This window comes from Oxalobacteraceae bacterium OTU3CAMAD1 (genome assembly GCA_024123915.1).
In the GTDB taxonomy this organism is placed as follows: domain Bacteria; phylum Pseudomonadota; class Gammaproteobacteria; order Burkholderiales; family Burkholderiaceae_D; genus Rugamonas.
Map to the genome: position 1 here is coordinate 3,200,811 of CP099650.1, position 23,409 is coordinate 3,224,219.

Genomic DNA, 23,409 nt, shown 5'->3' on the forward strand with positions numbered 1-23,409 from the left:
TATGATTCAGCTCTATCCCGCGCCCGCCAGCGTGCTGCCCGGACAGCGGCTGGTGCTGCACGTGTCGACCGACCGGCCGCGCTTTCGCGTGCATTTCTTCCGCTGGAGCGTGACCCTGCAGCCCGTGCTGCGCTCGGACTGGCTGCGCGGCGAACACGCGCCCCCGCGCGGACCGGACGAGGACTGGGACTGGCCCGCCTATGGTTTCGAGATCCCCGGAGACTGGAGCTCGGCCGTCTACATCGCCTGCTGCGAAGCGGACGGCGCGCCGCCGCCGGCGCCATGGATGCCGCAGGCGGCCGCGCTGTTCGTGGTGCGCGGCGCCGCGCGCGGAGGCCTGCTGGTCAAGCTGCCGTTGGCGACCTGGCACGCTTATAACCACAGCGGAGGTGGCTGCTTATACGACAATCCACCGCGCTCGACGCATCCTCCGGGCGCGCGACTGTCGCTGCGGCGTCCCGGCGGTGGCACGGGCGGCACGATCTTCGGCGCGCCGGATCATTACGACACCAGTTCGCCGCGCCAGAGCTTTGCGCACTGGGACGCGCGCTTCATCCGCTGGCTGCTGCGCAACGGATACGAGCCGGAGTTCTGCACCGACTTCGATGTCCACGCCGACCCCGGTCTGTGCGGACGCTACCGCTTGCTGCTGAGCGCCGGCCACGACGAATACTGGAGCGAGCCGGCGCGCGACCATGTGGAAGCGTTCATTGCCAACGGCGGCAACGCGGCCTTCTTCGCCGCCAATCTGTGCTGGTGGCGCATCCACTACGTCGACGAGGGCCGGGCCATGGTCTGCCACCAGGGCGGTCCGCACGGCGCGCTCGATCACTGGTGGCCGCGCGGCGGCGCCGGCCGGCCGGAGGACGCGCTGGGCGGCGCCAGTTACCGGCACGGCGGCGGATGGTGGGATGGGCCGCGCCGCAGCCGGGGCTATACGGTGCATGCCGCCGACCATTGGGCCTTCGCCGGTACCGGCCTGCGGCGCGGGGAGGTGTTCGGCGCGGATACGCGGCCACCGCTGGTCGGCTATGAGTGCGATGGTGTCCCGGTGGAGCGCGAAGCGGGAGCGGTAGCCGGGACGGGAGCGTGCGCCGGCGCTTCGGATGCCTTGCCGCGCCTGGCGCCCGGGGCGGCCGGTTACGGCACGCCGCAGACCTACGAACTGCTTGCCAGCAGCGTGCTGGATGAGGGCTGGCAGGAGTTGCCGGCCCGCGAGCGACACGAGGCGGGGCAGGGCATCCACGCCGCCTGCATGGGTATCTTCGTACGTGGCGGCACGGTGTTCAGTGCGGGCACGACCGATTGGGCGCAGGTGCTCGACAGTGGGCAGGACAGGCACGTGGAACGCATCACCGCCAACGTCATCGAGCGCCTGCTGGCGAACGGGGAGGCGCGATGAACCCGCCGCTGCTGCAGCGCATAGGCGAAGGTCCCGTGGCAGTATTCCGCGCGTTGTACCTGGGCGACATGCTGTGCGCGGTGCCGGCGTTGAAGGCGCTGCGTATGGCCTTGCCGCGCTCCCGCATAGTCCTTGTGGGCCTGCCGTGGGCCGAGCAGTTCTCCAGGCGCTACAGCGCCTATGTCGACGACTTCATCGCCTTTCCCGGCCATCCCGATCTGCCGGAACAGCCGGCGCTGCCGTACGCGCAGGAGGAATTCTATTCGCATATGCGCGGGCAGGAGTTCGCGCTGGCGTTGCAGATGCATGGCAGCGGCGAGGTCAGCAATGGAATCGTCGGTGCGTTCGGCGCCCGCGTGCAGGCCGGCTACGGCACCGTCGCCAGGTCGCCGTGCGGCACCAGGCATGCCTTGCCTTTTCCGGGACACGGGGCGGAGCCGTTGCGTTTGCTGCGGCTGGTGCGGTGGCTGGGCGCCGACGCCATTGGTTGCCGCATGGAGTTTCCGTTGATGCAGGAAGACTGGGACGAGTTGGCACAGACCGGCGCCGCGCGCGGTCTGCATGCCGGCAGTTACGTTTGCATTCATGCCGGGGCGCGCACGCGCGACAAATGCTGGCCGCCGGCGCGCTTCGCCGAAGTGGCGGACCGGTTGGCGTTCGAGCATGGGTTGAAGATCGTTCTTACCGGTTCCGCCAGCGAGGCCGATCTGGCCGATGCCGTGGCCGATCGCATGAGCACGCCCGCGATCAACGCCACGGTGCCGATGTCGGTGGGGGCGATGGCGGCGTTGATGAGCGGGGCGCGGTTGTTGATCAGCAATGACACCGGCGTGTCCCATATCGCCGCCGGCTTGGGGTTGAGGAGTGTGGTGATCTTCAGCAAAGCCGACATGGGGCGTTGGGCGCCGCTGAACCGGCGGCTGCATCGCTGCATCCGCGACCCGGAAGCGCGAAAGACGCAACTGGTGCTGGCGCAGGCGCGCTCGCTGCTGGTGGCGGCGCGGATGGCGGATGCGGCGCAGCGGCGTCATTGGGCGTGGGTGTATGCATAAGGCCTGATCGCAGAAAGTCCAACATAACACGTAGGGCGGATTAGGCGGAACGCCGTAATCGGCCATCTATGGGCCGTCGAGACGCATGCATGGCGGATTACGCTTCGCTAATCCGCCCTACGTGTCTCCGAGGTATATCTGGCTATCTGTCCGATCGTCATTTCGTGTCGCGGAAGAGCTCCAAAGCCAGCGCGATCACCTCATCGTGCCCGACATCGGCGACAAAACTGGCATCATGCGCGCAGCGCGTACGCAGATTCTCCTCGCCGCACACGGGACAGTGCACGCGCATGGATAAGGCCGGCCGCAGAAGATGCTGCGCCAGCGGACACGACTCGATCATATTCGTCAGCCAAAACACCCCAACCGCCGGCTTGCCCAGCGCTAGCGCCAGATGCAGCGGCCCGGTGTCGTTGGAGACGATCAGCTCCGCCCGGTCGAGCAAGCCGCACAGGCCCGCCAACGGCAGCCTGCCGGTCAGGTCGATCGGGCGGTGGCGCATATGCTGCACCAAGGCCCTGGCGGTGTCCGCCTCGGCCTCGGTGGCGCTGATCACGATCTGTGCGCCGGCATCCGCCAGCGCATCGGCCACGGCGGCAAACCCCGCCGGCGCCCAGCAGCGGCGCGGGTCGCTGGCGCCGGGATGCATGACCACCAGGCGCGCGCCCGCATGGTCGGGGAGTATCCGGTCGGCCATGGCGCGGTCGGCAGCGGTGACCTCCAGCTCCGGTGAAACCAGACTCGGGCGCGCGCCGGCCAGCGCAGCGATCTGCAACAACTCGATGCGGCGGTTCGCCAGGCGGCTGTAGGCGATGGTGCGGTCGAGCGGGGGAGCACCCGGCGTGGCGGCGCCGATGCTGACCGTGGCGCCGAGCGAGGCGACGAAGGCGTTCGAGTAAGTGCCGCCGCCGTACATTTGCAGCGCCAGGTCGATGCGCATGTTGCGGAGCGCCGCCACCAACTGGCGCGCGGAATCGGGAGTCGACCCGTCGGGCGGCGCGCCGATGCCCGGCAGCGCCGGCATGACGATGACGTCGCTCACGGGCCCGGGCCGCCCGTGCAGGAAACTGGCATGCCAGGGTTTGCCCAGCAGCGTGATGCGGGCAGCCGGATAGCTCGCACGCAGTCCGTGCAATGCCGGCAGGGCGAAGACGTAGTCTCCTATCGCGTTCGGACGCAATGCGACGATGTGCCGGACATCCGGCAGCGGCGAGCCCGGCGCCATCAGTTGGGCTTGCGGCGGGGCTGGCGTTCGCGCTGAAGGCGCCGGTGTCGACATGCCGGTCTCAGCCTCGTCGCGGCCGGGGCGCATCTCACTGCGGCGGCGCCGGTTGCCGTAGCACATGCGGCGCGTTGCATGCACGCTGCGTGATGGTGGTCGGCAGTTCCATGTGGTAGGCGCCCGACGGGATCATCCCGCAGCCGCCGAAGCGGGCCATGACCTGTAGCTGCGCTTGCGCGTCCTCGCCGCAATGTTCGACTGGCAGCTCCGGCCAGAAGTCGAAACCGCCGGCCGCGCGCAGTTTTTCCGTGTCGTACAGCACGCAGCCGCCTATCCACGCCACCCGGTAACATCGGCTGTTGGCGCGTGTAAGGCCGAGCCGTGATTGCACATGGAACAAGTTGGCGGCGCTGTGCAAGCGATGCCGCCGCCATGCCGGTCCGTCCGGGGCGATCGTTTCCGGCGCCACCGACGACTGCCAGAATTCGATGGCTTCCTCATCAGGACGCACGTCGCCGACGTGGCTCAGGCCGTGCAACGCGCTGCCGACGAAGCCGCATTGCTGCTCGGCGATGGTTTTCAGCAGCCGCTCGATCAGGTTGCTGTCGAGCAGCACGTCGTCATCGAGAAACAGGCAGTAGGGCGCGCGCGCCCGGGACAGCAGAAAGGCGCGCTGTTCCGCCATGCCGCGCCGTGGCAGATGGCGCGACGTGCTGACCTCGTGCCCCTGGGCAAGCAGAAAGCGCAGCGCGGCCAGTACCAAGGGTTGTTCCAGCGAACCGTCTCCGTCCGACTGGTCGGAGACGACCACCCGCAGATGCGGCGTCGTCTGTGCCGCCAGCGATATCAGCGTGGCCGTCAGCGCATGCGGACGGTTGAACGTGGGCACCAGGACATCGACCCGCCCGCTCACGGTCCGCCTCCCTGTTCGGCGGCGCGGGTTGCCGGCCTGCCGTACAGCCACGGGTTGAGCGCCGGGTCGTTGTACATCTTGAACTGGCGGTAGACCTTGAAGCGGGCGGCGCCCGAGGCCGTCTCGGCCAGCAGCCGGTCGAGGCAACCGGCCAGGTCAGCGCGTTGCGCGACAAGCCGCTCGAGCCGGGCGGCACATTCGGCCATGTGCGCCGTCCCCGCTTCGGCACGGTGCGCCTGTACGCGCATGTGGAATATTTTCAGCGCGAGTATGGACAGCCTGTCGATCATGGCGCCAGCCGTTTCACTACTCAGCCGCGCGTCGGCGTGGCCGCCGCCGGGCGGCGGGCGCGTCGACAGGGCCGACAGCCGCGCCAGCAGCGCCTCGTCGATGGCCTCGACGGCATCGTTGCGCGACTGGTTGTGGCGGTCGATCGCGCGTTTGCTCGCCGCGATGACTTCGGCGCCGACATCGGTGCGCCGCGCGCGATCTTCCTCGGCCCACAGCCGGCGGTTGTGATGATGGTTTGCGCGGATGGCGCGCCAGACGATATCCGCCTCGTCGTGGCGGTCATCAGCGCAAGCTTGCGGGCGCAGCAGCGCCTCGTCGTGGAAGCGGACGATGACGCCGACCTCCGGCAGTGAGAACAAGCGGCCTTGCATGGGACGCCGCTCAGTGGTCGCGACGACGGCCGCCACTGCCGCCGCCGTCGCTATCGTCGCGCTGCTGGTCGCCACGTTCCGCATGGTCTTGCGACGGCCCTTTGAATGCCGCGCTGACATCGGCCGGTGTCTGGAACTCCTCGTCCGGGAGCTGGTCGAGCGAAGCGCAGACGCTCTCATCTGCTCCTTGCTGCCTGGCGGTCTCGATCAGCGTCTGTTTGTCCGTGGGATAGTCGACGCCTTTTAAATACTTCTGAATCTGGATTGGATTTGCGTGTGCCATATGAATCTCCTGCATCCTCCGTGGACGCTGACGTGTATTCGACGCTGCCATTTCCACCGCGTCTGTACGTATGACCGTCGGTTGGCCGTCCCGGTTCCAGATACGCGCGCCGAACTTCGCCGGATCGAGAAAATAACCTTGATCGGCGGCAGGCACTTCTGACGTCATTGCCGGTCTAACCGAGGCGCGTGCGCACCGTGCGTGCCGGATTTGAGCCAAGGGAGCGGCAACGATGAACGAAGGCAAGGAGGGCGCACGGGACGGCGCGCGGCGAGCGGCAGAAGACCTGGGGGTGGGTAACGCCGGCCTGCGGTGGAGCGCGTGGTGGCGTCCGCTGCCGGGCGAGGCCGCGTATGACATGTGGTGCCTGCTGCTCGGCTACCGCTGGCGCATCGTCGCGGCGCTGCTGGTGCTGGTGCTTGCCAAGGCCGCGACCGTCGCCGTGCCGTTGCTGCTCAAACGCATCATCGAGGCGCTGTCCGCTCCGGTGCAACTGGCCGCGCTGCCGCTGGCCCTGCTGGCAGGCTATGCGCTGCTGCGCTTCGCCGCCACCTTGCTCAACGAGCTACGCGACCTGCTGTTTTCGCGTGTGGCGCAAAGCACGGTGGCTTTGTACGCGCAGAAGACCTTCGTTCACCTGCATGCGCTGGGGGCGCGCTTCCATACGCGGCGCCAGATCGGCGGCTTGCTGCCGGACATAGACCGCGGCACCAGCGCCATCGCTTTCCTGCTGGGCGTCGGACTGTTCACCCTGGTGCCGACCTTGATCGAGATCGCCATGGTGCTGGCGGTCATGCTGGCGCGCTATAGCGGTTGGTTCGCCGCCACCATCGCGCTGACCTTTGTGGCCTACGGCGGCTACACGCTGTTGTTTACGGCGCGCCGCAGCACCCACCAGCGCCGCGTCAACAAGCTGGACTCGCACGCCAAGAGCCGCCTGGCCGACAGCCTGATCAACTATGAAACCATCAAGTATTTCTGCAACGAGGCGCTGGAGGCGCGCCAGTTCGCGGCCATCATGCAGCACTGGCGCGAGGCGGTCGGCCACAACCAGCGCGCGCTGTTCATCCTGCATGTCGGGCAGAGCGCCATCATCGCCGCCGGTGTCGCCGCCGTCATGCTGCTGGCCGGCGACGCCGTCTGGCGCGGCCGCATGACGGTGGGCGACCTGGTGCTGGTCAATGCCTACGTGTTGCAGGTTTGCCTGCCGCTGAACGCGCTCGGCTTCATCTACCGCGAGACGCGCGACGCCAGGGTCAACGTCGAGCGCCTGTTCGCGCTGCTGGGCGAGCGGCCCGAAGTGGACGAATCGGCGCCGCTGCCCGCGCTGCGGACGGCCGGCGGCGAGCTGGTGTTCGAGGGCGTCGGGTTTCACTACGAGGCCGAGCGGCCGCTGCTGAGCGATATCAGCCTGCGCATCGCGCCGGGCCGCACGCTGGCCGTGGTCGGCAGCAGCGGTTCCGGCAAGTCGACCCTGGCGCGCTTGCTGCTGCGTTTTTACGATCCCACGGCCGGCCGCATCCTGGTCGACGGCCAGGATATCCGCGCCGTCAGTCCGACCAGCCTGCGCCAGGCGATCGGCGTGGTGCCGCAGGAGACCGTGCTGTTCAACGACACCATCGCCTACAACATCGGCTACGGCCGCGTCGGCGCCGGCCCGGCGGAAGTGGAGCAGGCCGCCCGCGCCGCCCATCTGCACGATTTCATCGCCGCGCTGCCGCAGGGGTACGACACGCTGGTGGGCGAGCGCGGCGTCATGCTGTCGGGCGGCGAGCGCCAGCGCCTGGCCATCGCCCGCATCGTGCTGAAGAATCCGCCGATGCTGATTTTCGACGAAGCCACGTCCGCGCTTGATCCAGCTTCAGAACACGCGATTCAGCTGGAACTTAACCGCCTGTCAAAAAATCGAAGCATTATGATCATCGCGCACCGGCTCTCGACGGTCGTCGGCGCCGACGAAATCATCGTGCTGGAACACGGTCGCATCGAGGAGCGCGGCACCCATGCCGAGCTGCTCAGGCAGCAGGGCTTTTATGCGCGGCTGTGGCAGCTCCAGCAACGGGTGGAACAGGAAACGGCGCAACGTCACGTGGTGTTTTGAACCGGAGGTGGAATGAAACAACTGGCAATCTCGGGGGAGCGCCCATGCGTGCGCTAGACATCCTGACCTGGCATACGCACGGCAGCTATCTCTTCTATCTGAGCCAGGCGCCGCACCGCTTCCACGTGGTGTCGCGGCCCGGACGTCCGCCGGGGTATGGCGGACGTTGCGGTGATATGCCCTGGGCAGACAACGTCATCGACCTGCCGTCCGCGCAGGTGCGACGGCGCCATTTCGATTGCATCATCTACCAGGACGATCCGCAGTACTTCCGCGACCAGTACGAGCTGCTGACACCCGAACAACGCCATCTGCCGCGTATCTACATCGAACACGACACGCCCCGTCCCCACGCGACCGATACGGTGCACCCGGTCGACGACCCCGGCCTGCTGCTGGTGCATGTGACGCCCTACAACGCGCTGATGTGGGACAGCGGACGCACGCCATGCACGGTGATCGAGCACGGCGTGAGCGTGCCGTCCGGGATCGCCTATCGCGGCGGACGCGAGCGCGGGCTGGTGGTGGTCAATCATCTGGCCCGGCGCGGACGCCGGCTCGGCGCCGACCTGTTCGCGGCCGCGCGCGCCCAGGTGCCGCTGGACCTGGTCGGCATGGGTTCCGACGAGCTGGACGGCCTCGGCGAGATCGCGCATGGGCAACTGCCGGATTTCATGGCCGACTACCGCTGGTTCTTCCATCCGGCGCGCTACACCAGCCTCGGGCTGGCAGTGATCGAAGCCATGATGGTCGGCCTGCCGGTGGTCGGACTGGCCACGACGGAACTGCCGACCGTGATCGAGAACGGCCGCAGCGGCTTCATCGACACCCGGCCCGAGCGGCTGATCGACGCCATGCGCGCGCTGTTGTGCGAGCCGGGTCTGGCGCGCGAACTGGGCATGCGCGGCCGCGCCATTGCGCGGGAACGCTTTCATATCGACCGTTTTGTCGCCGACTGGAACCGCACGCTGACGCGCGTGACCGGACTTTAATCAGGAGCCTTTGCCATGCTGAAAATTGCCATCATCAGTGATCACGCCTCGCCGCTGGCCGCGCCGGGAAGCATCGACAGCGGCGGCCAGAATGTCTATGTCGCGCATCTGGCCTGCCAGTTGGCCCGGCTCGGCTGCGCGGTCGACATCTTCACGCGGCGCGACAGCCCGGGCCAGGCGCTGCTGACGCACTGGCAGCGCAATGTGCGCGTGATCCACGTGCCGGCCGGCCCCGCCGGCTTTGTCAGCAAGGAGGACATGCTGCCGCACATGGAGCAGTTCGCCCGCTTCGTGGTGGGTTTCGCGCGCGACCAGCGGCCCCGCTATGACATTGTGCACGCCAATTTCTTCATGTCCGGGCAGGTCGCGCGGGAGCTGCGGCGCGCGCTTGGCATCCCGTATGTGGTCACGTTCCACGCGCTCGGCATGGTCAGGCGCATGGCGCAGCGCGGCGCCGACGGTTTTCCCGACGAACGCGTGGCGCTCGAGCGCGCGCTGATGCGCGACGCCGACCGCGTCATCGCCGAGTGCCGGCAAGACCTGCAGGACATGGTGCGCCTGTACGGCGCCCGGCGCGCCAACATCGACATCGTGCCGTGCGGCTTCGATCCGCTGACCTTGTGGCCGGTGCGCGAGCGCGCCCGCGCCAGGCTGGGACTGGCGGAGGACGACTTCATCGTGCTGCAACTGGGCCGCATGGTGCCGCGCAAGGGCATCGACACGGTCATCGAAGGGGTCGCCGAGCTGGCCGCGCGCCACGGCGTGCGGGCGCGCCTGCTGGTGGTCGGCGGCGCGGCGCCACCCGGCGGCGGGCACGACACCGCCGAACTGCGCTCGCTGATGGCGCTCACCGATCGGCTCGGCCTGGGGCAGCAGGTCACCTTCACGGGGCCGAAGGCGCCGGCCGAATTGCGCTACTGGTACAGCGCGGCCGACGTGTTCGTCACGACGCCCTGGTACGAGCCCTTCGGCATCACGCCGGTGGAGGCGATGGCGTGCGCCACGCCGGTCATCGGCGCGGCGGTGGGCGGCATCAAAAGCACGGTGGTCGACGGCCGCACCGGCTATCTGATCGCGCCGCGCGACCCGGTGCAGCTGGCCGCGCGGCTGCACCGGCTGTATGCCGACCCGGACCACGCGCGCAAGCTCGGCCGCGCCGGTTGGCGGCGCGCGCATCGCTACTACACCTGGCGCGGCGTCGCCCAGCGCATCCTGTCGGTCTACGAGGGCGTGGTCGCGAGGAACGCGCGCCAGGCCGCCGGCGCCGGCAAGACCGAAAGGGCCGCGCAGCTTGGACCGGTTGAGCGGCTGGAGGAGACGGCCAGCGCGCCGACACAGGAGTTTACCTTGGGAGGAACCTCGTAATGCAAAGCGATCTCGATACTAGTCTGGAGGGCAGGGTGGTGCTGGTGACAGGCGGCGCCAGCGGCCTGGGCGAGGCACTGTGCCGGTTGCTGGCGGGCGCCGGCGCGTGCGTCACGGTGGCCGATCTCGACGGCGAGAAGGCCGGCGCGCTGGCGCAGGCGCTGCGCAAGAAGGGCTTGCGCGCCGACTCCGCCGGCCTGGACGTCGGCGACGCCGGCGCGGCCGCGCGTATCGTCGGCCAAACCGTCGGCCGCTGGGGCCGGTTCGATATCTTGATCAACAACGCCGGCACGGACCGGACCTTGCCGATGACGGAGCTGGCGCCGGCCGACTGGCTGCGTGTCATCGGGACCAACCTGAACGGGCCTTTCTTCCTGGCGCGCGGCGCCGCCCTGCACATGATGGAGGCCGGCGGCGGGCATATCGTCAATGTCGCCTCGACCGCCGCCAAACGCGCCTGGCCCAACGCGTCGGCCTATCACGCCAGCAAGTGGGGACTGCTCGGGCTGTCGCATGCGATGCACGCGGAATTGCGGCCGCATGGCATCAAGGTCACGGCCGTCGTCGCCGGCGGCATGCGTACGCCGTTTCTGCTGGACCGCTTTCCCGACCTCGATCCGGAAACACTGCAAGACCCGATGAACGTTGCGCGCGCCATCAAGGCCGTGCTGCTGCTGCCGGCCGAATCGGTGGTGGCCGAACTGACGGTGCTGCCGCTGCGGGAGACGTCATGGCCGTGAGCGCGGCCGGGGCGGCCATTTTTCTCGACAAGGACGGCACCTTGATCGACGACCTGCCTTACAACGTCGATCCGGCGCGGATGACCTTGGCGCCCGGCGCGGTCGCGGGGTTGCGAAGGTTGAGTTGCCTGGGTTACCGTTTGCTGGTGGTGAGCAACCAGCCGGGAGTGGCGCAAGGCCGCTTCGACGTTGGCGCGCTGGAGCCGGTGCGGCAACGGTTGGCGCAGTTGCTGAGCGAGCAGGGGGCGCATCTGGAAGGATTTTATTACTGTCCGCACGGCCCGGACGAGGGCTGTGCTTGCCGCAAGCCGCTGCCGGGCATGTTGCTGAAGGCCGCCGCCGAGCACCAGGTCGATCTGGCCGCCTCGTGGATGATTGGCGACATCCTCGACGATGTCGAGGCCGGAGGGCGCGCGGGTTGCCGCACCATCCTGATCGACAACGGCAACGAAACCTTGTGGCTGCGCTCGGCGTTGCGCACCCCCACGTGGATCGCATCCGATCTCGATGCGGCCGCGCAGCTGATACAGGCGACCCGGGGGATGCCGTGTCTGGCGTCGCTGTGAGCGGCGCGCTGTTTAACGCCAACAAGGCGCGCTCCAGCCACGCGAGCGCCTGGGACGGCGCCCATCGTATTCTATGCCTACGCCTCGACAATATGGGCGACGTGCTCATGTGCACTCCCGCCATGCGCGCGTTGGTGCAGGCGCATCCGGGACGCAGGCTGACGCTGCTAGCCTCGCCGGCCGCTGCCGCCGTCGCCCGCTTCATTCCCGAGTTGCATGACGTGCTGACGTTTTCCGCACCATGGGTCAAAGGTGGCACGCCGGCGGATGCCGATGAGACGCGTGAGTTTGTCGGTCGATTGCGCGCGTTGTCGTTTGACGGCGCTGTCATCTTCAGTTCGTTCAGTCAAAGCGCCTTACCGGCGGCGGCGCTGTGCTTTCAGGCGGGTATTCCGCTCAGATTGGCGCACTGCCGGGAGAATCCGTATCAACTGCTGACGGATTGGGTCGGCGATCCCGAGCCGGAGCAGGGCATCCGGCACGAGGTGCTGCGGCAGTTGTCGTTGGTCGCCAATATCGGGTGCCGCGCCGACAATGAGCGCCTGTCCTTCGCCGTGCCCGAGGGCGATCTGGATTGGGTTCGGCGGCGGTTGCGTCCGGTGCTGGCCGGTGGCGCGCGGCCATGGGTGCTGATCCATCCGTGCGCCAGCGCGCCGTCGCGCCGTTATCCGGGGTCGCACTGGGTCGGGGTGGTCCGCCAGCTGACCCGGGAGCAGGGGCTGCAGGTGGTGCTGAGCGGCGAGGCCGGCGATGCGGAATTGATCGCGGCAATTATTCGGGACTCCGGAGTGTCCGGGGCCTCGGCATGGATGGGCGCGTCGGCGTACTCGCTGGCCGGCGAGCTGGATTTGGGGAAGTTGGGTGCCGCCATTGCGCTCGCACCGGTGTTCGTCTCCAATAACACCGGCCCCGCGCACATCGCGGCGGCGCTTGGAACCCCGGTGGTTGATTTGTACGCGCTCACCAATCCGCAGCACACGCCATGGCAGGTGGACAGTAGGGTGTTGTTCCATGACGTGCCTTGCCGCTACTGTTACAAGAGCGTCTGTCCGCAGGGGCATCATCAATGTTTGGCGGGAGTCGAACCTGAGAGGGTAGTAGCTGCGGTCAACAGCCTGCTCAACGGCTGTGAATAATTCTGGAGTCACGTAGGGCGGATTAGGCGGAACGCCGTAATCCGCCATTTATGAGTCGTCGACGGAGCGCGCATTGGCGGATTACGCTTTGCTAATCCGCCCTACTTGGTTTAGTGGATTTTGTCACACCGTGGCCGCCTCAGCTGAATAGCCCTCGCCAACCTTGGGCGGCCGCCGACCCAACCCGAACAGCGGCCGCAACACCCCAACCCGCCGCACCACCTCGAACACCCCAAAGCTGATGCAAAACGTCAGCACAACCAATATCAAACCCTCGGTCGCCGGCGCCAGCTTGAGCGGCTTGAAGCTATGCGCCATGGTAACGATCAACGTCTGGTGCAGGATGTAGACCGGGAATACCGCCTCCGTCAGATACCGCCGTTTTGCGCTGTCGAACGCCAGATGCCGGTGACCAAAACCGCAAACGGCCATGATCGGCACCCACTGGCACAGGCTATACACCAGGCGCATCACCGGCTTCCACTGTGCAACCGCCGGCGACGCCGCCTGTGCCTCGGGAATCGAGTAGTAGCAAACGATCGCCGCCCAACTTGCCAGCCATAAACCCAGGCTGATCCAGCGGAGTTTCTCCACGTTCGCCCAAAAGCCGCTCTGCGTCGCCATCATCGCGCCCAGCAAGAACAGGTAGAAAGACTGCGCGTGGTTGTACCAGTCGTCGAACAGTCCATGCGTGGTGGGGAAGCTGTCGGCCAAGGCAAAGCGGGCGATCGCCAGCCCGATTACCGGCAAGACTATGATTTTCCATCCCGTCAACAGCCGGCCCAGCGCGTTGGACCAGGATTGCAGGCGCGGACCGGCCAGCCAGGCGATGCCGCAGATCAGCATCGTATAAACCCACAGGTAGGCGACAAACCACAGGTGGTTCCAGGTCGGCATGTCGAGGCAGTCGTCGCCCCGGCAAAACCCCTTGTAGCTGGTGATGTACAAATGCATGAATTCGCCGTAACCGCCCTTGTACGCCACTTTTTCGACGACTTCGAAGTAAGCCTGCGGCGGCACGATGACCAGCATGCCGAACACCAGCGGCACCAGCAGGCGCCAACTGCGTTGCTTGAGCAGCGCGCCGACGCGGATTTTTTTCAGCATGAAGGCGCTGGCGACGCCGGAAATCATGAACAGCAATCCCAGCCGCCAAGGCGAGGACAGGATCATCAGCGGCTCGATGGCGTGGCTGGCGTCTGGGCTTTTAACATGCCAGTCCCACGTCACGTAATACATGCCGGTGTGGTACAGGATCAGCAGAAAAAACGCGAAGATGCGTATCCAGTCGAGGAAGTACAGGCGGTTGTTGTCCGGGTTGTGCATGGTTGGCTCGTCGTAGGGTGCGATGGAGCCAGTTTAGGGAGTGCGCCCCGTGCGCGTCCAGCGCGATGGGGCGAAGCGGGATGCCGCCGGGGCGAGCCGGTCGGGACGCGGGTTATGGCCCAGCGTAGGCTTTCTTCAGCCCGGCGATATCGAGTCTTTTCATCTGCAGCAGAGCGGCCATGACGCGGTTGCATTTTTCCGGGGCGGGGTCGGTGATCATGGAGACGAGTATCGTCGGCACGACTTGCCATGACACGCCGAATTTGTCGGCCAGCCAGCCGCAGGCTTGGGCCTCCGGCGCGCCGCCTTCGGACAGGCGCTCCCAGAAGTAGTCGACTTCTTCCTGGCTTTCGCAATTGATCTGGAACGATACCGCAGGGGAAAATTGGAACTGCGGGCCGCCGTTCATCAGGGTAAAGCGTTGCCCGTCCAGTTCCACGGCGACGGTCATGACGGTGCCGGCTTCGCGGCCGTGGTGTTCCTTGCCGACTTCGGGGTAGCGCGAGATTTCGCAGAGTTTGGCGTTGCGGAAGATGCTGACGTAGTACTCGGCCGCTTCCTCTGCCCTGTCGTTGAACCAGAGACATGGGGTGATCTTTTGAAGACTGTGCATGACTGAGCTCCTGATCGTTGATGGTGGCCCTCAAAGGCTAGCAGGATGGGGGGCGTTTGGGCGCACGACAGGGTTCAGGCATGCGCCGCTTGCGGCTCGCAGATGGCGGATTACGCTGCGCTAATCCGCCCTACGTGTTTCCGCGCGATCCGCCGGCCCCGGGCCATTTGATATTAGTTGGCGCCCGCTTGCAGGCGCGCCATCAGGTCCGGACGGTATTGTCGCGAGCAGGGGACGCGGGCGTCGCCGCGCAGTATCAGTTCGCAGTCGCCTTTGTCCAGCGGTTGGACGCTGCGTATCCAATCCAGTTGCACCGCCGCGCGGCGGTGGCAGCGCATGAAGCGCGGGCCGAGTTTTTCGACCAGGCCGGCGAGCGTCTGCCGCATCAGCGAATCACCGTCGGCCGTGTGCAGGACGACGTAATTGTCGGCCGTCTCTATCCACTGTATCTGTTCCACCTTGACGATGCGCGTGCCGCCGCGTTCGGGCACCAGCAACTGGGTGATGGCCGGTAGCGGCGTCGGCGCGGCGGCCGGTGTCGCCACGGTCAACGCCGCTACCGGCGCTGTCGCGCCCAGCCGATCCCGCACCCGCCGCAACGCCCTTTGCAACCGCTGCTGGTCGTAGGGTTTGAGCAGATAGTCGATGGCGTTGGCGTCGAAAGCGCGGATCGCGTATTCGTCGTAGGCGGTGACGAAGACCACCAGCGGAGCCGGCGATGGCAGCGAGGCGGCAACTTCGAGTCCGCCGATCTCCGGCATTTGGATGTCGAGCAGCAGCACGTCCGGGGCGAAGCCGGGCAGCATCTCCAGCGCCTCGACGCCGTCGCGCGCCTCCTCGATGGCGCCGATGTCCGGTTCCAGTTCCAGCATGCGGCGCAGCTTGTCGCGCGCGGGGCGTTCGTCGTCGACGATCAGGATACGCATGGAAATCGGCGTGGCTATCGGCATGGCAATCGCATTTCCGCCCGCACGCCGGCCGGCGCGAGCTGTATCAGGTTGAACGATGCGCGCTCGCCGTACAAACCCGCCAGGCGCTCGCGCAGATTGCGTACGCCGATGCCGGACGCGCGTTCGGTCCTCACGTCGGCCCCGGGAAGCTCGCCGGCATCATCTTCCAGCCGCACCACCATGACATCCTGCTCGCGTCCGACCGAGATGGTGATCGCTGTGCCTTGGCGGCGCCGTTCGACGGTGTGCTTGAAGATGTTTTCCAACAGCGGCTGCATGCTCATGACCGGGACCGGGCAGGCAAGCAGCGAGTCGTCGACGTTCCAGGCGATGTGCACGCGGTCCGAAAAGCGTTCGGCCATCAGCGAGGCATAGCCGCGCAGCAGGCGCAGCTCCAGTTCCAGCGGCACCTGGTGCTGCTCGCCCACATCGAGCGTGGCGCGCAGCACGTCGGCCAGTTGGATCAGCATTGTGTCGGCCCGCGCGACGTCGCTGTGCATCAGCGACGAGATGGTGTTGAGGGCGTTGAACAGGAAGTGCGGCTGCAGCTGCTGCGTCAGGCGAAGCAGCTGCGCCTCCCGCAGCGAGGCGTTGACCCTTTCCACCCGCAGCTTTTCGTTAAGCATCGCGTGATACGACAGCACGCCGAAGGTGATGGTGGCGAAGATGAAGAAGAACACCGTCATCTTCACATCCTCGTACAGATACACCTGCGGCCATGCGTGGTGTGTGTACGTTTCGCCGGCCAGGCGGTAGACCATGTGCCGGATGCCGAAGGCGATCGGCACGAACGCCACCCAGTAAACCGGCAACCACACAACTTGGCGGGAGAACCAGCGCAGCGGCGATGAGATCAAGTGGTCGTGCCTGCGCGTAAAGTAACGCTGGAGGACGAGCAGCACCGTGCCGGTGAAGGCCGACGAGGTCTCCCACAGTATCGGCTTCCACACACCGTGATCGTTCTCGCGCAGGTATTCCTGCACGGCGGTGGTGGTCATCAAGAGCCAGAACAGGACCCAGGCAACCGCGATGATGGTTTGTGTGCGCGTGGGTCGCATGGCTGGTCCTAGCGGTAGCGCGTTTCCATCAAGTCGATCTCGCGTACCAGCTTGCGCGAGATCGCGTCGGAAATGCGGTCCGTGCGCGCCAGATCAAAGACGGTACGCCGCTCGGCCGCCAGCGCCGCCAGCCGCAGCTCGTTCTCGGCGTGGTCGGTCTTGCGCCACTCCGATTCGCCGTCGGGATCGACCTCCTTGAGCTTATGCTCGTAAAACGCGATGACCCGCGCCGCCGCCTGCGGATATACCTCGGGATCGACGCAGCTTTCCGACTCCATCAGCGACACCTGGGTTCTTTCGATGGCCATGATCGCCGCATTGGCGGCTTCGCGGCGCGCCAGGTCTTCCTCCTGCTGTTCCTCCGGCTCGGCCGGGAAGGTCATGCCGGCCAACAGGCGGGGCAGGGCGATGCTGGCGGTCAGCAGCGAAATCAGGATCACCGAGCAGGCCAGGAAAATGACCAGCGCGCGCGCCGGGAAGGGGGCGCCATTGGGCAGGGCCAGCGGCAAGGTCAGCACGCCGGCCAGGGTGATGGTGCCGCGCGCGCCGGCCAGGGTGGTCGCCAGCAGCAGGCGCGGATTGATCTTCTGGCGCTCCTCGTGGCGGATTTTCTGCTTGAAGATGGTCAGCCGCAGCGAGGCCCACACCCACGCCATGCGCAGCATCAGCAGGCCGGCGGTGATGGCGAAGGCGTACACCAGCAGCCACCACGGATTCAGGCGGCCGCTTTCCATGATCGACAGGCTGGCGCCACGGAAGATGTCCGGCAACTGCTCGCCGAGCAGCACGAACATCACGCCGTTGAGCGCGAACTGCACCGTGTCCCACACGGCCGAACGCTGAATGCGGGTGTTGGCCAGCGCGTGGCCGCTCAATTCCACGTAGCTCATCGTCACGCCGGCGGCGACGGCGGCCAGGATGCCCGAGCCGTGCAGGCGCTCGGCCACCAGATAGGCGCCGAACGGCAGCAGCAGGTTGACCAGGATCGGCGAGCCTACGGGTTCGCCGAAGCGGCGCGACAGCCAGCGCTGCGCCCACGTCACGGCCAGCGTCACGCCCACGCCGGCGCCGATGCCGGCCACCACCAGCCAGACAAAGGTGATGGCGGCGGTGCCGACCGAGAAGCTGCCGGTCATCGCGGCGGCGACGGCGAAGCGGAAGCACACCAGGCCACTGGCGTCATTCAGCAGCGATTCGCCCTCCAGGATGTGCATCAGGCGTTTGGGGATGGGCGTGTTGGAGGCGATCGAGCTGACGGCGATCGGATCGGTCGGCGAGATGATGGCCGCCAGCGCGAAGGCGACCGGCAGCGGCATCGCCGGAATCAGCCAGTGGATCAGGAAGCCGGCGCCGACGACGGTGAAGATGACCAAGCCGAGGGCCAGCTCCAGGATCGTGCCCTTGTCGCGCAGCAGGCCGCTCTTGGGAATGCGCCAGCCGTCGAGGAACAACAGCGGCGGCAGGAAAGCGAGGAAGAACAGCTCCGGTTCCAGATCCACGCCGTGCGACGATTTGGCGGCGATCAGCGCGCCCAGCGCGATTTGCACCAGCGGCAGCGGGATCGCCGGCGGCAGCAGCCGCTTGATATAGGCACTGGCCACCACCGCCAACAACATCGCCAACACGACTTCGATCGAATCCATTCCCATCCTTTTCCATTGCAAATCGCTATCAAGCTTACACTATTGCCCGTTCTGGAAAAAGTTGGCCGCGAGCACTGGTCAGGCGGCTATCTTTCTGTCATAATCTGGCCTCTCCACGCGGGAGTAGCTCAGTTGGTAGAGCGCAACCTTGCCAAGGTTGAGGTCGAGAGTTCGAGACTCTTCTCCCGCTCCAGAATTCTTCAAGCTGAAACACATGCCATGTTCGGCTACCAAAAAGAAACCCTCGAGGTTTCTTTTTTTTATGCCAATGTTTTACCATCCGGCGACCAACAACCGTTGTAAATCGTGCTTTAAATCAATATCTTGGGGCCCAAAATGTGACGCGGGCGTGTTGCTCCCGCTATACTTGGACAGCAATGGAAGCTAGGCCCACAGTGGGCCTTTTCCTATCAGCGGACCCCGTGGAGAAGAATCTATGAAATCAGTTCAGCAGGAAGTGGATGAGCGCAGTAATTTAACAAATTCCAACAAGTTCGAACTGCTGCTGTTCCGTTTGGGCGGCGACGCCAACGGCCAACACTCCGAGTTGTTTGGTATTAACGTCTTCAAAATCCGCGAGATCGTCGCGATGCCGGAAGTAACCGCAGTGGCCGGGTCCCCGCCACATATGCTGGGCGTCGTCAATCTGCGCGGTCAAATCATTACGGTGCTCGATTTGCCGGGCATCGTGGGTGTGACCCCAAAAACCGGTCTGAATATTATGTTGGTCACCGAATTCGCGCGCACCACGCAGGCGTTCGCGGTCGAATCGGTGGATGAAATCGTGCGTCTGGACTGGAGCCAGGTGCTGACCGCCGAAGGCACGGCCGGCGGCAAAGTCACCAGTATCGCGCGCGTCGACGGCGACGTGCAGAACACCCGCCTGGCGCAGGTGCTCGACGTCGAAACCATTTTGCGCGAGCTGGTGCCGCCCGAGGGCAAGGACATCGACCCGGAAACCATCGGCCCGAAAGTGCTGTTGAAACCGGGCGCCGTGATCCTGGCTGCCGACGACTCGGTGGTCGCGCGCAACCTGATCGAAAAAGGTCTCGATGCGATGGGCGTCCACTTCATCATGACCAAGTCGGGCAAGGAGGCGTGGGAGCGCCTGCAGCACATCGCCGACGGCGCCAAGGCCGAAGGCGTGGCCATCACCGACCGCGTGGCCATGGTGCTGACCGATCTGGAGATGCCGGAAATGGACGGCTTCACGCTCACGCGCCTGATCAAGCAGGACGCGCGCTTCTCCAAGATTCCGGTGGTGATCCACTCCTCGTTGTCGGGCAAGACCAACGAGGATCACGTCAAGGGCGTGGGCGCCGACGCGTATGTCGCCAAGTTCTCGGCCGAGGATCTGGCGGGCACCATCCGTACCGTGATCGCCAAAGCCACCGGCGCCGCTGCCGCGTAAGTGTCGGTGTAAGCGTCCGCGAACGAATCAGGGTAGTATCGAAGGGCCGTGACGGCGACGTCGCGGCCCTTTTTTTACGACCCTCTCTACAACCCGTTCTCGAAAGGACACACCGTGGCTGCTAAGAAAATTTTGTTTCTGACTGGCGATTTTGCGGAAGACTACGAGACCATGGTGCCGTTCCAGGCCCTGCAGATGGTGGGCCATGTGGTGGACGCGGTCTGCCCCGGCAAGAAGTCCGGCGACACCATCAAGACCGCGATTCACGATTTTGAAGGCGACCAGACCTACACCGAAAAGCCGGGCCACCTGTTCGCGCTCAACGCCAGTTTCGACGACGTCGACGTGGCCAAATACGACGCGCTGATGATCGCCGGCGGCCGCGCGCCCGAGTACCTGCGTCTCAATCCGCGCGTGATCGCCATCGTCCAGGAGTTCGCGGCCGCGTCCAAGCCGATAGCGGCGGTGTGCCACGGCGCGCAATTGCTGGCGGCGGCGGAGGTCATTCGCGGCAAGAAGATCTCGTGCTATCCGGCCTGCTCGCCGGAAGTCAAACTGGCAGGCGGCGAGTACGCCGACATCGCCGTCGACCAGGCGGTCACCGACGGTAACTTCGTCACCGCGCCGGCGTGGCCGGCACACCCGGCGTGGCTCGGCCAGTTCCTGCGCGTGCTCGGAACCGAAATCAAACTGTAGCGAGGTTGCGGGCGTGGAAGCGAATGTGGTCTTCCATGAACGTCGAGATGAAGTAGTAGCCATGGTCGTAGCGCGCGTGCCGCCGCAGTTCCAGCGGCTGCGCGGCGCTGCGGCAGGCTTCCTCGAACGTTTCCGGATACAGCTGCTCGGCCAGGAATTTATCGCCCAATCCCTGGTCGATCAGGATACCGGCGGGGAAGGGCGTTTTCAGATCGGCCATCAATAAGCTGGCGTCGTACTGCGCCCACGCGGACTTGTCGTCGCCGAGGTAGCCGCTGAATGCTTTGTGGCCCCACGGGCACTTCGACGGCGCGGCGATTGGCGCGAACGCCGACACCGAGCGGAATACGTCCGGCCGTCTCAACGCCATCGTCAGCGCGCCATGTCCGCCCATCGAATGGCCGAAGATACCGAGGCGCGCGCCGTCGACCGGCAGCTCTTGCACCACCAGTTCGCGCAGTTCGTGAATGTAGCTGTACATCCGGTAGTGCCGCGACCACGGCTCCCGTGTTGCGTCCAGATAAAAGCCGGCGCCGACGCCGAAATCCCAGCTGTCCGCTTCACCGGCGACACCGGCGCCGCGCGGGCTGGTGTCGGGAGCGATCAGGATCAGCCCCGCTTGCGCCGCAGCGCGCTGCGCGCCGGCCTTGATCATGAAGGTCTCTTCGTTGCACGTCAGTCCCGCGAGATAGAACAGCGCCGGCATGCGGCTATGATCGCCATCGGCACCATCGGCACCATCGGCACGCTCGGGAATGAAGACCGAAAAGCGCATCGGCAGGCCGATCTCGCGCGAGTCGTGGCGGTAGAAACGCTGGGTGCCGCCGAAGCAGGCGTGTTCACTGATTAGTTCAAGCATGTGTTTTTCCTATGTTCCCTAGCGAACAGTCGTGGTGCGGTTTATCGGCCATAATAATCGAAGTATGGTTTACAGAGGAGAAGTACATGCCGGATATTCAGGTCATCATGGCTGATTTGGGCTGGCCGCTCGCGATTGCGCTGGCTTGGCTGTCGGGAGAATTCCTGCATCGCTGGACGAAGCTTCCACGCATCAGCGTCTACGGCATCGTCGGATTTTTACTGGCGCAGGCTTTCCCCGCAGCGCTCAGCAGTGGCGCGTCGAGCACCGTCACCACTCTGGCCAATCTGGCTTTCGGACTGATACTGTTTGAATTCGGTTATCGCATCAATCTGCGCTGGCTGAGGATTAATCCGTGGATCGCGGTCAGCGGCCTGGCGGAATCGGCCGCCACTTTCGGCGTCGTCTATTTCATCGCATATCTCACCGGCATGCCGTCGCTGACGTCGCTGCTGCTCGCGTCGCTGGCCATGTCGACATCGCCGGCCGGCGTGCTGCGCGTGATCAATGAGCAGAACAGCTCCGGCCAGGTGACAGAGCGCGTGCTCCACCTGGTCGCGATCAATTGCGTGCTGGCGGTGTTCGTGTTCAAAGTGGTGGTGGGCTTCTGGGTGTTCCAGACCTCGGGCAGCCTGCCGCAGGCGATTTCGCACAGCCTGATCGAACTGGTGGTGTCGGCCGTCATGGGCGCCGTGATGGGCTTTATGGTGCCGGCCTTGCTGCGCCGCCTCGGCGCGCTGGCGCAGGACGGCACCGTCGCCTTCGCGCTTGGCGTGGTGCTGCTGGTCGCCGCCGCCGGCGCCTTCGATGTCTCGCCGGTGCTGGCCACGTTGACCTTCGGCCTGGCCGCGCGCCATAGCCGCGTCGCCTTCAGCCGCACCGAACGCAATTTCGGCGGCATCGGCGAATTGCTGACGGTGCTGCTGTTCGTGTTCGCCGTCTCCACCCTGGAGTGGGAGCGCGTGGTTGACGGCGCCGGTCTCGGCATCGTGCTGCTGCTGGCGCGCTTCCTGGTCAAGACGGCCAGCGTGGCGCTGTTCGCCAAGGTGGGCGGCATCTCGTGGCGCAAGGGCGTGCTGACCGGCGTCGCGCTGGCGCCGATGTCGGTGTTTGTCACGCTGCTGCTCGAACAAACTAAATACATGGGGATCGTGCTGGTCGACGAACTGGCGGCGCTGGCGGCGATGACGCTGCTGCTGGAAGTGGTCGGACCGATCGTCACGCAACGTGCGCTGATCTGGGCCAACGAAACCCAGGTCAGGGAGGAAAAGTAAATGCCATTAGAACCATTCAACACATCGCAACCGCTGACGATGGGCGTGGAGCTCGAGCTCCAGCTGATCAGCCTTTCGGATTACGACCTGACGGCGTCCAGCCCGGACCTGCTGCACCTGCTGGGACGCAAGCCGTTCCCCGGTAACGTGACGCCGGAAATCACCGAGAGCATGATCGAGATTAACAGCGACGTGCATACCAATCACACCGAACTGGTGGCGCAGTTGCAGCTGATCCGCGACACGCTGGTCACCGCCGGCGAGCAGCTGAACATCGGCATTTGCGGCGGCGGCACGCACCCGTTCCAGAAATGGTCGGACCGGAAGATCTTCTCCAAGCCGCGCTTCAAGGAAGTGTCGGAGTTGTACGGCTATCTGGCCAAGCAGTTCACGATTTTCGGCCAGCACGTGCACATCGGCTGCGCCAACGGCGACGACGCGCTGTTCCTGCTGCATTCGCTCAGCCGCTACGTGCCGCACTTTATCGCGCTGTCGTCATCGTCGCCGTATGTGCAGGGCAACGACACCTTGTTCAATTCCGCGCGTCTGAATTCGGTGTTCGCGTTTCCGATGAGTGGACGCGCGCCGTTCGTGCAGAACTGGGCCGCCTTCGAGAACGAGTACTTCGCCAAGATGGAACACACTGGCGTGATCAAGAGCATGAAGGACTTTTACTGGGATATCCGTCCCAAGCCGGAATTCGGCACCATCGAGCTGCGCGTGTGCGACACGCCGCTGACGGTGGAGCGGGCGGCGGCGCTAGCGGTGTATCTGCAATCGTTGTGCAGCTATCTGCTGGAGCGCCGGGAAGAGGCGCCGGCCGAGGATGACTATCTGGTGTATAACTACAACCGCTTCCAGGCTTGCCGTTTCGGGCTGGATGGCACCTTGGTGCATCCGAAGAGTTACGACAGCTTGTCGCTGCGCGAGGATATTTTGACCACGCTGCGCAAGATGGAGCCGTATGGCGCCAAGCTGGGCGCCACGGCGGGCTTGCAGCATCTGATGCAGGTCACGCACGAGGGCAGCGACGCGCATTATCTCCGGCAGCAGTTCGATCGCAGCGGTAGCGCCGAGGGCATGGTCGACGCGGCGATCCACCGGTTCCGTGGGCGATAGTTAGCGGTATTGGCGGACCATGGCGG

22 protein-coding genes and 1 tRNA gene are annotated in these 23,409 nt (G+C 65.6%); 13 read left to right on the plus strand and 10 right to left on the minus strand.

Annotated elements, in window-relative coordinates; all coding sequences use genetic code 11:
* Position 1: 1 nt before the first annotated feature.
* Positions 2 to 1,402 (plus strand): hypothetical protein, encoded by a 1,401-nt coding sequence (locus tag NHH88_13820; GenBank protein ID USX16793.1) that lies wholly within the window; start codon positions 2 to 4, stop codon positions 1,400 to 1,402.
* Entirely contained in the window at positions 1,399 to 2,454 is a 1,056-nt protein-coding gene (locus NHH88_13825; GenBank protein USX16794.1) for a glycosyltransferase family 9 protein, read from the plus strand. Before NHH88_13820 ends, NHH88_13825 begins: the two co-directional genes overlap by 4 nt.
* A gap of 157 nt (positions 2,455 to 2,611) precedes the next feature.
* Here the strand turns inward: NHH88_13825 and NHH88_13830 are convergent, their stop codons facing one another.
* The 4 genes from NHH88_13830 to NHH88_13845 are packed head-to-tail and all read right to left on the minus strand — an operon-like array spanning position 2,612 to position 5,702.
* A complete protein-coding gene (locus NHH88_13830) occupies positions 2,612 to 3,733 on the minus strand; it encodes a glycosyltransferase family 9 protein (GenBank protein ID USX16795.1) in 1,122 nt (373 codons plus the stop codon).
* 34 nt (positions 3,734 to 3,767) lie between these two features.
* Positions 3,768 to 4,589, minus strand: a complete 822-nt coding sequence (locus NHH88_13835; GenBank protein USX16796.1) for a glycosyltransferase family 2 protein — start codon at positions 4,587 to 4,589, stop codon at positions 3,768 to 3,770.
* Complete coding sequence (locus NHH88_13840; GenBank protein ID USX16797.1) at positions 4,586 to 5,251, minus strand: DUF4254 domain-containing protein; 666 nt, start codon at positions 5,249 to 5,251, stop codon at positions 4,586 to 4,588. The genes NHH88_13835 and NHH88_13840 overlap by 4 nt, the downstream gene beginning before the upstream one ends.
* 10 nt (positions 5,252 to 5,261) lie before the next feature.
* Positions 5,262 to 5,702: a DUF2795 domain-containing protein gene (locus NHH88_13845; GenBank protein USX16798.1), complete on the minus strand. Its 441-nt coding sequence runs from the start codon at positions 5,700 to 5,702 to the stop codon at positions 5,262 to 5,264.
* Positions 5,703 to 5,766: 64 nt separating this feature from the next.
* On the opposite strand from NHH88_13845, the gene NHH88_13850 reads away from it, so the two are divergent.
* The 6 genes from NHH88_13850 to NHH88_13875 are packed head-to-tail and all read left to right on the plus strand — an operon-like array spanning position 5,767 to position 12,434.
* Positions 5,767 to 7,635: an ABC transporter ATP-binding protein/permease gene (locus tag NHH88_13850; GenBank protein ID USX16799.1), complete on the plus strand. Its 1,869-nt coding sequence runs from the start codon at positions 5,767 to 5,769 to the stop codon at positions 7,633 to 7,635.
* Positions 7,636 to 7,679: 44 nt separating this feature from the next.
* Positions 7,680 to 8,627 (plus strand): glycosyltransferase family 4 protein, encoded by a 948-nt coding sequence (locus NHH88_13855; protein USX16800.1) that lies wholly within the window; start codon positions 7,680 to 7,682, stop codon positions 8,625 to 8,627.
* Between the two features lie 15 nt (positions 8,628 to 8,642).
* Complete coding sequence (locus NHH88_13860) at positions 8,643 to 9,992, plus strand: glycosyltransferase (GenBank protein ID USX16801.1); 1,350 nt, start codon at positions 8,643 to 8,645, stop codon at positions 9,990 to 9,992.
* Entirely contained in the window at positions 9,992 to 10,732 is a 741-nt protein-coding gene (locus NHH88_13865; GenBank protein ID USX16802.1) for an SDR family oxidoreductase, read from the plus strand. The genes NHH88_13860 and NHH88_13865 overlap by 1 nt, the downstream gene beginning before the upstream one ends.
* Positions 10,723 to 11,298, plus strand: a complete 576-nt coding sequence (locus NHH88_13870) for an HAD family hydrolase (protein USX16803.1) — start codon at positions 10,723 to 10,725, stop codon at positions 11,296 to 11,298. Before NHH88_13865 ends, NHH88_13870 begins: the two co-directional genes overlap by 10 nt.
* Positions 11,295 to 12,434 (plus strand): glycosyltransferase family 9 protein, encoded by a 1,140-nt coding sequence (locus NHH88_13875; protein USX16804.1) that lies wholly within the window; start codon positions 11,295 to 11,297, stop codon positions 12,432 to 12,434. The genes NHH88_13870 and NHH88_13875 overlap by 4 nt, the downstream gene beginning before the upstream one ends.
* Before the next feature lie 123 nt (positions 12,435 to 12,557).
* Here the strand turns inward: NHH88_13875 and NHH88_13880 are convergent, their stop codons facing one another.
* The 5 genes from NHH88_13880 to NHH88_13900 form a co-directional block, all read right to left on the minus strand.
* On the minus strand, positions 12,558 to 13,760 hold the full coding sequence (locus NHH88_13880; protein ID USX16805.1) for an acyltransferase family protein: 1,203 nt from the start codon (positions 13,758 to 13,760) through the stop codon (positions 12,558 to 12,560).
* Positions 13,761 to 13,872: 112 nt separating this feature from the next.
* On the minus strand, positions 13,873 to 14,373 hold the full coding sequence (locus NHH88_13885) for a VOC family protein (GenBank protein ID USX16806.1): 501 nt from the start codon (positions 14,371 to 14,373) through the stop codon (positions 13,873 to 13,875).
* Positions 14,374 to 14,546: 173 nt separating this feature from the next.
* A complete protein-coding gene (locus NHH88_13890) occupies positions 14,547 to 15,299 on the minus strand; it encodes a response regulator (GenBank protein USX16807.1) in 753 nt (250 codons plus the stop codon).
* Between the two features lie 14 nt (positions 15,300 to 15,313).
* Positions 15,314 to 16,381, minus strand: coding sequence for a histidine kinase (locus NHH88_13895; GenBank protein ID USX16808.1), 1,068 nt, complete (start codon positions 16,379 to 16,381; stop codon positions 15,314 to 15,316).
* 8 nt (positions 16,382 to 16,389) lie between these two features.
* Positions 16,390 to 18,024 (minus strand): Na+/H+ antiporter, encoded by a 1,635-nt coding sequence (locus NHH88_13900; GenBank protein ID USX16809.1) that lies wholly within the window; start codon positions 18,022 to 18,024, stop codon positions 16,390 to 16,392.
* A gap of 117 nt (positions 18,025 to 18,141) precedes the next feature.
* Between NHH88_13900 and NHH88_13905 the strand changes: the two genes are divergently transcribed.
* The 3 genes from NHH88_13905 (at position 18,142) to NHH88_13915 (ending at position 20,131) form a co-directional block, all read left to right on the plus strand.
* Positions 18,142 to 18,217 (plus strand) — tRNA-Gly (locus NHH88_13905).
* Between the two features lie 243 nt (positions 18,218 to 18,460).
* On the plus strand, positions 18,461 to 19,435 hold the full coding sequence (locus NHH88_13910) for a chemotaxis protein (GenBank protein ID USX16810.1): 975 nt from the start codon (positions 18,461 to 18,463) through the stop codon (positions 19,433 to 19,435).
* Positions 19,436 to 19,549: 114 nt separating this feature from the next.
* Complete coding sequence (locus NHH88_13915) at positions 19,550 to 20,131, plus strand: DJ-1/PfpI family protein (protein USX16811.1); 582 nt, start codon at positions 19,550 to 19,552, stop codon at positions 20,129 to 20,131.
* Here the strand turns inward: NHH88_13915 and fghA are convergent.
* Entirely contained in the window at positions 20,121 to 20,990 is an 870-nt protein-coding gene (fghA, locus tag NHH88_13920) for an S-formylglutathione hydrolase (GenBank protein ID USX16812.1), read from the minus strand. The genes NHH88_13915 and fghA overlap by 11 nt on opposite strands.
* Before the next feature lie 86 nt (positions 20,991 to 21,076).
* On the opposite strand from fghA, the gene NHH88_13925 reads away from it, so the two are divergent.
* Together NHH88_13925 and NHH88_13930 are read left to right on the plus strand one after the other, a co-directional pair.
* On the plus strand, positions 21,077 to 22,264 hold the full coding sequence (locus NHH88_13925; protein USX16813.1) for a cation:proton antiporter: 1,188 nt from the start codon (positions 21,077 to 21,079) through the stop codon (positions 22,262 to 22,264).
* Positions 22,265 to 23,383, plus strand: a complete 1,119-nt coding sequence (locus NHH88_13930; GenBank protein USX16814.1) for a YbdK family carboxylate-amine ligase — start codon at positions 22,265 to 22,267, stop codon at positions 23,381 to 23,383.
* The last annotated feature ends 26 nt before the right edge of the window (positions 23,384 to 23,409 follow it).